The organism is Streptomonospora mangrovi (genome assembly GCF_027604915.1).
Taxonomy (GTDB): Bacteria; Actinomycetota; Actinomycetes; order Streptosporangiales; family Streptosporangiaceae; genus Streptomonospora; species Streptomonospora mangrovi.
Genome location: NZ_JAJAQC010000103.1, coordinates 1 through 8,025 on the forward strand (window position 1 = coordinate 1; position 8,025 = coordinate 8,025).

General features: G+C 76.4%; 9 protein-coding genes. 5 read left to right on the forward strand and 4 right to left on the reverse strand.

The features are described 5' to 3' along the window. Positions 1–13: 13 nt before the first annotated feature. Positions 14–706, reverse strand: coding sequence for an NAD(P)-dependent oxidoreductase (locus tag LG943_RS27340; RefSeq protein WP_270075269.1), 693 nt, complete (start codon positions 704–706; stop codon positions 14–16). A gap of 126 nt (positions 707–832) precedes the next feature. On the opposite strand from LG943_RS27340, the gene LG943_RS27345 reads away from it, so the two are divergent. From LG943_RS27345 to LG943_RS27360, 4 genes are all read left to right on the forward strand, one after another. Further along, positions 833–1,303, forward strand: a complete 471-nt coding sequence (locus tag LG943_RS27345) for a winged helix-turn-helix transcriptional regulator (protein ID WP_270075270.1) — start codon at positions 833–835, stop codon at positions 1,301–1,303. A gap of 1,566 nt (positions 1,304–2,869) precedes the next feature. Further along, the gene (gene sigJ, locus LG943_RS27350) at positions 2,870–3,739 is read left to right on the forward strand and encodes an RNA polymerase sigma factor SigJ (protein WP_270075271.1); all 870 of its coding nucleotides are present in this window, start codon (positions 2,870–2,872) and stop codon (positions 3,737–3,739) included. Further along, positions 3,736–4,200, forward strand: coding sequence for a carboxymuconolactone decarboxylase family protein (locus LG943_RS27355; protein WP_270075272.1), 465 nt, complete (start codon positions 3,736–3,738; stop codon positions 4,198–4,200). The genes sigJ and LG943_RS27355 overlap by 4 nt, the downstream gene beginning before the upstream one ends. Further along, positions 4,197–5,081 (forward strand): SDR family oxidoreductase, encoded by an 885-nt coding sequence (locus tag LG943_RS27360; protein ID WP_270075273.1) that lies wholly within the window; start codon positions 4,197–4,199, stop codon positions 5,079–5,081. Before LG943_RS27355 ends, LG943_RS27360 begins: the two co-directional genes overlap by 4 nt. A gap of 128 nt (positions 5,082–5,209) precedes the next feature. On the opposite strand, the gene LG943_RS27715 is transcribed toward LG943_RS27360, so the two are convergent. From LG943_RS27715 to LG943_RS27375, 3 genes are all read right to left on the reverse strand, one after another. Further along, a complete protein-coding gene (locus tag LG943_RS27715; RefSeq protein WP_333486445.1) occupies positions 5,210–5,392 on the reverse strand; it encodes an SRPBCC family protein in 183 nt (60 codons plus the stop codon). Between the two features lie 360 nt (positions 5,393–5,752). After that, the gene (locus LG943_RS27370; protein WP_270075274.1) at positions 5,753–6,067 is read right to left on the reverse strand and encodes a hypothetical protein; all 315 of its coding nucleotides are present in this window, start codon (positions 6,065–6,067) and stop codon (positions 5,753–5,755) included. 33 nt (positions 6,068–6,100) lie between these two features. Further along, complete coding sequence (locus LG943_RS27375; RefSeq protein ID WP_270075275.1) at positions 6,101–6,760, reverse strand: TetR/AcrR family transcriptional regulator; 660 nt, start codon at positions 6,758–6,760, stop codon at positions 6,101–6,103. Positions 6,761–6,851: 91 nt separating this feature from the next. Between LG943_RS27375 and LG943_RS27380 the strand changes: the two genes are divergently transcribed. After that, the gene (locus LG943_RS27380; protein ID WP_270075276.1) at positions 6,852–7,973 is read left to right on the forward strand and encodes an epoxide hydrolase family protein; all 1,122 of its coding nucleotides are present in this window, start codon (positions 6,852–6,854) and stop codon (positions 7,971–7,973) included. Positions 7,974–8,025 lie beyond the last annotated feature (52 nt).

Genomic DNA, 8,025 nt, shown 5'->3' on the forward strand with positions numbered 1-8,025 from the left:
GCCCCCGCGTCCCTCACCAGGTCACGGCGAGGTGGACCCGCCGGTGGCGGGGCCGCTCCGTCTCGTCCAGGACGGCCACGGCGAAGTCCGGGTAGGAGATCCGCGCCTCGACCTCGCCGTGCTCGACCACCCGGTAGCCGCCGCGCCGGTCGCCGCCGTGGTCGAAGTCGCCCGCCGGGCTGAGGTAGAGCCAGTCCACGTCGGCCCCGCCCGCCCTCAGCTCGGCCAGGCCCGCCGCGTGGCCGTCGCAGAACGGGCGGAACTCCTCGGGCACCCCCAGCGCGTCGACCAGGGGGCGCCCCGAGGCGTCGGTGAGCAGGCCGCCCAGCCCCACCACGATCAGCCTGCCCGACCGGGAGCGCCGCGCCGCCTCCAGCAGCGCCCGCGCCGAGTGGGTGAAGAACGCGTGCGGGTCGGTGCCCGGCCCGTAGGCCGCGGCCGTGCTGACCACCGCGTCGTGGTCCGCCGCCACGGCCGCCACCGCCGCCGCGTCGGCGGCGTCGGCGGCCACCAGCGCCACCCCCTCCCCCGCGAGACCGGCGTGGGCGGCGGGGTCGCGCACCGCCGCCGTCACCCGGTGGCCGCGCCGGCGCGCCTCGGCCACCACCTCCCGCCCCGCCCGGCCGCCCGCGCCGAACACCGCGATCCGCATGCCCGGCACCGCTCCTGCGGCTTCCCCGGCTACCCCGCCGCCCGTGGTCTCCATCGCCCGCACCGTCCCTTCTCCTGTGCCGCTCCTGTGCCGCCGGGCCGTCGCGCCCGGCCGGTGGCGGCACGCTAGCCGGGGGGGCGGTTACCGGACGGGTACCACGGCGCCGGGTAGCCTCGCCGCATGCGCAGGGAACTCACCGCCGACATGGTGGACGAGGTCTGCCCCTCGGGGCTGCACCCGTTCCGGATCGGCGACAAGTGGGGCGGGCTGGTCCTGAAGCTGCTGGAGGACGGCCCGCGCCGGTTCGGCGAGCTGCGGGTTCCGCTGCACCGGGCCAGCCCCAAGGTGCTGACCTCGTCCCTGCGGGCGCTGGAGCGCGACGGGCTCGTCTCGCGCACCGTCCGCACCGACGGGGGGCGCCGGGTCGAGTACGACCTGACGCCCCTGGGGCGCAGCCTCCTCGGCCCCCTGGCCGTGGCCTGCGCCTGGGCCGAGGAGCACTGGGAGGAACTGCTGGACGCCCGGGAGTCCTACGACCGCGCGGCGGCGCGCGGCGCCCAGGCCAGCACACCGGCGGTCGCGGCGGCCACGGCGGCGGCCAGCGCCCCGGCGGCCAGCAGGGTCGCCGCGTCGGGCGCCAGCGGCGCCTGACCGCGCAGCGCCTGCCACAGCAGCAGGCCGCCCAGCCCCCCGTAGCCCAGGCCGGCCACCACCACGAGCCGGGCGCGCACCCCGGCTGAGCGCAGCCGGGGGAACCGGCCGGCGGCCGCGAGCAGGCCCGCCGCCACCAGCGGCAGCACCTGGAGGGCGTGCAGACCGACGAAGTGCGCGACGCGCAGGTCGCCCTGGCGCGTCTCCCAGCCGGTCACCGGCATGGACCCGGCCGCGCTGCCGCCGACCCCGTGCGAGCCCACCATCGCGACCTCGGCGCCGCTCTCCATGGCCTGGACCTGCTCGGGGGTGGGCGCGGTCATCAGGTAGCCGGTGGACATCCCGGCGAGCGAGACGAGGAGGCCGAGGCCGACGGCCCAGGTCATGGCGGTGTCGGCGCGGCGCTGGAGCACCAGCAGCACGCCCAGCGCCAGCGTCAGCAGCCACCCGGCGTAGGCGGCGCCGCCCATGATCCCGTAGAGCGTGCCCTCAAGGGACCCGGAGACGTTGAAGTGGCTGGGCACCCCGCGCGCGGCCTGGAGGGTGATGACGGCGATCTCGGGGATGAGGAAGAGGGCGACCAGCGCGGTGCCCAGCCACCACAGGGTGCGGCGGAACCGGCCGACGTGGGCGAGCATCCAGGCGATGGTCCCGGCGTAGAGGCCGAAGGACACCGCGAACTTGAACGGTTTGGCCCACGTGGGTTCCCCCTCCACCACGCGGCCGTCGACCAGCACGCCCACCGCGCACCACAGCGCCAGGACCGCCATGGCGACGGCGAACCAGGCGAGCGGCGCGTGGCCGTCGCGCAGGGTGCGCCAGAACGCCCCGCCGCGCGGCGGGCGGCGGCGCTCGGCCGAGCCGGGGGCCGGCGCCGAGGGCTCCGCCCCGCCGTCCGGGTGTGGGGAGTCGGAGGGGGTCCTCGTCGGGGTGTTCACGGATGCCGGTCCCTTCGTGCGAACGGGTTTTCAGGGCTGTGACCGGCAGTCTCGTGCCCGGCGGGGCGCGGTGTCGGTAGTGCCCGCAAGCCTCCGCGCCCCGGCAGCACCCGAAACCGGGGTGGTGCGCGCACCACCGCCTTCGGGCGCCCGCCGCGCCGGCCGCAGGCCCCGCGCCGCTCGCGGTCGGGCGCGGGCGCCGGTTGCGGGCGGCCCGATTCAGCGGTCCGCGCCCGTCGGGCGCGGTGCGGACGCGGCGCGAGGCCGGGCGCCCCGCACGCCTTCCGCCGCGAGCGGCGCGGGCCGCGAGCAGCGCGAAGGCGCACCCGGCGCCCCGGCCCGGGGGTCCGGGCGCCGCACCGGCTGCGGCCGGACCGCCTCCTGTCCCCGCGCGTCGGCGCTGACCTGCGGGGTTCGCGCCCGCGCGGGCGGGCCGCACCGGTAGCCTCGCCGCACGTGCCGCCCCCGCCCGCGCGGGCGCCGCACCCTCTGGCCGTCCCCGGATCGTGCGGCGGCCCACCGCACGCCCGCACGGTCCCCGCACACCCGCACAGTCCCCCCGCACACATCACACCGAGGAACCTCTCCCCCGATGTCACACGAGAGCCCGCCGCCCCGTCCTCATGGCGTGGACAGTGAAACCGATCTCACGGCCGAGTTCCACGCGATCCGGCCCCGCCTCCTCGGCGTCGCCTACTCCCTGCTGGGCAGCGTCGACGAGGCCGAGGACGTGGTGCAGGAGGCGTGGCTGCGGCTGGACCGGTCCGAGGCCGGGCAGATCGCCGACGTCACGGGGTGGCTGGTGACCACGGTCTCCCGCCTGGCCCTGGACACCCTGCGGTCGGCGCGCCGCCGCCGGGAGACCTACGTCGGCCCGTGGCTGCCCGAGCCCGTGGTGGAGGAGGGCGACCCGGCCGACCGCATCACCCTGGACGAGTCGCTGAGCATGGCCATGCTGGTGGTGCTGGAGTCGCTCAGCCCCGCCGAGCGCACCGCTTTCGTGCTGCACGACGTGTTCGGGCTGGCCTTCACCGAGGTCGCCCAGGCCGTGGGCCGCTCGCCGGCGGCCTGCCGCCAGCTCGCCGCGCGGGCGCGGCGGCACGTGACGGCGCGGGCGCCGCGCTTCGCCGTCGACGCCGGCGAGCACCGCCGGGTGGTGGAGGCGTTCCAGCGCGCGGTCGAGGGCGGCGACCTCGGCGCGCTGCTGGGCCTGCTCGACCCCGCGGCGGTGCTGCGCAGCGACGGCGGGGGCCGGGTGCGCAGCGCGCTGCGGCCGATCGAGGGCGCCGACAAGGTCGCGCGCTTCCTCATGGGCGTGCAGGCGCGGTCGGCGGGCCTGGACCTGTCCACCCGCGTGCGCCCCGTGAACGGCCGGCCCGGGCTGGTCCAGTACCACGGCGGCCGGCCCATCCGCGTGGCGGCGCTGAGCGTCGCCGAGGGGCGGGTCACCGAGATCGACATCGTGTTGAACCCCGAGAAGCTGAGGAGTGCCCGATGAGCCAGCGCATGAACGTCATCAACCTCGCGCCGGACGCCTACAAGGCCGTGTCCGGGCTGGAGGCGTGGCTGCGCACCAGCACGCTGCCGACCAGCACACTGGAACTGGTCAAGATCCGGGTCAGCCAGATCAACGGCTGCGCGTTCTGCGTGGACATGCACACCCACGACGCCCGCAAGGAGGGCGAGTCCGAGGAGCGGCTGCTGGCGCTGCCGGTCTGGTGGGAGTCGCCGCTGTTCACCGACGCCGAGCGCGCCGCGCTCGCCCTCGCCGAGGAGGCCACGCGGCTGAGCGACCGCCGCGACGCGGTGTCCGACCCGGTGTGGGAGGAGGCGGCGCGGCACTACGGCGAGGAGACGCTGGCGGCGCTGGTGCTGGCCGTCGCCGCGATCAACTTCTGGAACCGCGTCGCCGTGACGACCCGGATGGTCCCGGGCTCCCACCGGCCGTCGGCGTCGTGACGCGCGTCCTGGTCACCGGCGCCACCGGCCGCCTGGGCGCGGCCGTGCTGCCGGTCCTGGCGGGGGCCGGCCTGGAGGTCCGCGCGGCGAGCCGGCGCCCGCACCCCGGCGGTGCGGACGCCGGCCCCGCCGGGGCCGCCCGGCCGGGCGGCGGCGCGGCGGCGGTCGAGGGGCGTCCGGCGGCGGCGGCCGAGGAGCGGCTCCCGGCGGCTCAGGGGCGCGGACCGGAGTGGGTGGTGGCCGACCTCGCCACCGGCGCGGGCCTGGCCGCCGCCGTGGCGGGCGCCGACACCGTGGTGCACCTGGCCTCGGCGCCCTACCAGGGCCGCTACACCGAGCGGGTGGACGTGGACGGCACCCGCCTGCTGCTGGAGGCCGCGCGCGGGGCCGGGGTGGGCCACGTGCTGCACCTGTCGATCATCGGGGTCGACCGGGTGCCGTGGGGGTACTTCCGCGCCAAGCTGCGCGCCGAGCGGGAGGTCCGCGCGGCGGGCCTGCCCTGGACGATCCTGCGCGCCGCCCAGTTCCACGGCCTGGTGGACGAGGCGCTGAGCGCCATGGCGCGGCTGCCGGTGATGGCCGTCGACCGGGGGGTCACGACCCAGCCGGTGGACGTCGCCGACGTGGCCGAGCGGGTGCTGGCGCTGCTGCGGGCCGGGCCGTCGCGGGCGGTGGAGGAGTTCGCCGGGCCGGAGGTGCTGGCGATGGACGAGGCGGTCCGCCAATGGCAGCGCGCCCGGGGCGTGCGCCGCCCGGTGCTGCCGCTGCGCCTGCCCGGCGCGCCCGGCCGGGCGTTCCGCGCGGGCCACCTGACGACCGCCGCGCGGCCGGCCGGCACGGTCGCCTTCGCGGACTACCTGGCCCGCACGCCGCGCCGCTGAGGCGGCCGGGCGGACCGGCGCGCGCGGTGCCCGCGCGACGGTCCGCCCGGGAGCCGCCGGTGCGCGCGGCCGCCGGCCGGGCCGGGCGCGCGCCTCCCCGCCCGGGGCGGGGAGGCGCGGGACGGACGTCAGCCCTTCTTCTCGACCAGTTCGGCCAGCTTCTCCATGTCGGCGCGGGCGCCGTGCTCCATGCCGGCGGCGTCCATGCCGTCGCGGTCCTCGACCGACTGGAACACCGACACCGACGTGTACTTGGTCCCGCCCTCGACCTTCTCCAGGGTGGCGGTCTCCAGCAGCACGTGGCCGGGCATGCCCGTCGTGGAACACGCCGTGGAGACGTACTCGTTGCCGTCCTTGTCGCGGTTGACGAAGCGCCACGCGCCGCCGGGACGGGATTCCGGCGCCCGTTCGAGCAGGCAGGGCCGCCACTGCGCGTCGCGCCCCCGGCTTGACCGGCTCCGCGTGTTCGAGCCCCTTCAGGCGCGGGAATCGCCCGCCGCGTGGGGTCGGCCAGAGCCGCGAACATCAGGCAAGGCGCGTCGCCTGCCGTCTTCCCGTCAACCGCGTCGAGCTTTTCGGTTCGCGCACCGCCAGGTGGAGCACCGCCCACCCCGCCCCTGTCGATCGGGGCGTGGAAAGCAGGGGACAGCGGGCCTCGACCTGTCAGGCGGTCAGGCCGCGGGAATGTAGACGCTCACGGTGTAGCTGTCGATCCTCTCGCCCGGGCGGATGATGTCGGGAGAACTGTCCAAACAGTCGCTACGCCAGTGCGCCTCGACGGCGACGTTGGTGTCGTTCACCACGGCGATAGCCGGCTTCACCATCCAGGAGGCGGGTTCGAAGCACACGTCGTAGGCCGGAGGCGTGTAGGAGTACCAGTTCACCCCGTCAGAGGTCCACCGCAGTTCCCCTTCGGCGGCCGAGGCCGGCGCCGCCGTACCGAACACCAGCGCGAGCAGCGCGAGCATGATCCCTGTGAGCCTCATGGAACTCCCCTTTCGCGGACAATTGCGGAGCGATCATAGCCTTCGGCTCCAGCGCCAGCCCAACTCCTCGGCGGTCGCCGGCGGGCCGGGCAGGTCGGCCGCGCCCTCGGCGCCCGCGTCGACCCCCCGCACCACCAGCGCCAGGTAGCGCCGGCGCAGGGCGCGCGTGCGCCCGGGATCGGGGAACCGGACGGCGGCGCAGCCCTCCAGGACCAGGGTGACGTCCTCGGCGGTGAACCCGGCGCGCAGCCGACCCGACTCCCGCGCCCGCGCGACCAGTTCGGCGGTCAGTTCACCGCTGCGGGCGGCGTCGGCCCCCATCTCCTCAGTGGGGGTGAACGACCCCGCCAGGTGCACGGTGAGCGAGTGGACGTCGGCGTCCACCACGGCCGCCAGGAACCCGGTGAAGGCGGCCCAGCCGTCGGCGTGCTCCAGCGCGGCCTCGGCCTCGGCGATGTAGCGGCGCAGGCCGTCGTGGCAGACCTGGCGCAGCAGGTCCTCCTTGCCGCCGTAACGGCGGTACAGGGCGCTGATCCCCACCCCGGCGCGGGCGGCGACGGCCGAGACCGGGGCCTTGGGGTCGGCGAGGAACACCTCGCGGGCGGCGGCGACGATCGCCTCGTCGTTGCGCGCGGCCTGGCCGCGCCGCCCCGGCAGGCCGGGGCCGGAGGGGGAAGCGGTGTGGTTCGGCATGCCCCCACGCTAGCACTGGAACGGATCATTCCGTTCTGGTACGGTTGGGACACGCCGGAACAAAGCATTCCGTTCCAATCTGAGGAGAGCCATGAGCGCCACCGCCGTCCGCCCCTTCCGCGTCGAGGTCCCCCAGCCCGCCCTGGACGACCTGGCCGACCGCCTGCGCCGGGCGCTGTGGCCCAACGAGGTCCCCGGCTCAGGCGACCGCTACGGCATGCCGCTGGGCCGCGTCCGCGACCTGGCCGCCCACTGGCTCGACGCCTTCGACTGGCGCGCGCTGGAGGACCGGCTCAACGCCCACCCCCAGTTCACGACCGAGATCGACGGCCAGACCGTGCACTTCCTGCACGTGCGCTCGGAGCGCCCCGACGCCGTGCCCCTGGTCCTCACCCACGGCTGGCCCGGCTCGGTCCTGGAGTACCTGGACGCCATCGCCCCGCTCACCGCGCCCGAGGACCCCGACCAGCCCGCGTTCCACCTGGTCATCCCGTCATTGCCGGGATTCGGGTTCTCCGGCCCCACCACCGCGCCCGGCTGGGGCACCCGCCGCACCGCCCGCGCCTGGGTGGAGCTGATGCGCCGCCTGGGCTACGACACCTACGGCGCCGTGGGCAACGACGGCGGCTCCATGGTCTCGCCCGAGGTCGGCCGGCTGGCCCCCGACAGCGTCCTGGGAGTCCACGTCACCCAGCTCTACTCGTTCCCCTCGGGCGACCCGGCCGAGCTGGCCGACCTCAGCGAGGCCGACCAGGCCGCGCTCAAGGTGCTCCAGTGGTTCTACGACAACAAGTTCGCGTTCAACGTGCTGCACAGCCAGCAGCCGCAAACGCTCGCCTTCGCCCTGGCCGACTCCCCGGTGGGGCTGCTCGCCTGGCAGGCCCAGCTCTTCGACGACACCCTCGACCCCGACTTCGTGGTGGGCAACGTGGCGCTGTACTGGCTGACCGGCACCTCGGGCTCGGCCCTGCGGTTCTACTTCGAGGACGCCCACGACGAGGAGCCCCCCGCCGCCGGCCCGACCACCGCGCCCACGGCCGTGGCGATGTTCGAGGGCGACTTCGTCTCGATCCGGCGGTTCGCCGAGCGCGACCACGCCAACATCGTGCGGTGGAACTCCTACCCCGGCGGCGGCCACTACGCCGCGCACCAGGCGACCGACACGCTCGTGGGCGACCTCCGCGCGTTCTTCGCCGGGCTGCGGCGCGGCTGAGGCCGGGCCGCAGCGCGGACGCGGAAGGGCCGGTCGGACACCCCTGGCGTCC

Bases quoted from the DNA above. Each gene is read 5' to 3' on its own strand.
- LG943_RS27340 (WP_270075269.1), bottom strand. From the start codon at position 706: ATGGAGACCACGGGCGGCGGGGTAGCCGGGGAAGCCGCAGGAGCGGTG.
- LG943_RS27345 (WP_270075270.1), top strand. From the start codon at position 833: ATGCGCAGGGAACTCACCGCCGACATGGTGGACGAGGTCTGCCCCTCG.
- LG943_RS27355 (WP_270075272.1), top strand. From the start codon at position 3,736: ATGAGCCAGCGCATGAACGTCATCAACCTCGCGCCGGACGCCTACAAG.
- LG943_RS27715 (WP_333486445.1), bottom strand. From the start codon at position 5,392: ATGCCCGGCCACGTGCTGCTGGAGACCGCCACCCTGGAGAAGGTCGAG.
- LG943_RS27370 (WP_270075274.1), bottom strand. From the start codon at position 6,067: ATGAGGCTCACAGGGATCATGCTCGCGCTGCTCGCGCTGGTGTTCGGT.
- LG943_RS27375 (WP_270075275.1), bottom strand. From the start codon at position 6,760: ATGCCGAACCACACCGCTTCCCCCTCCGGCCCCGGCCTGCCGGGGCGG.
- LG943_RS27380 (WP_270075276.1), top strand. From the start codon at position 6,852: ATGAGCGCCACCGCCGTCCGCCCCTTCCGCGTCGAGGTCCCCCAGCCC.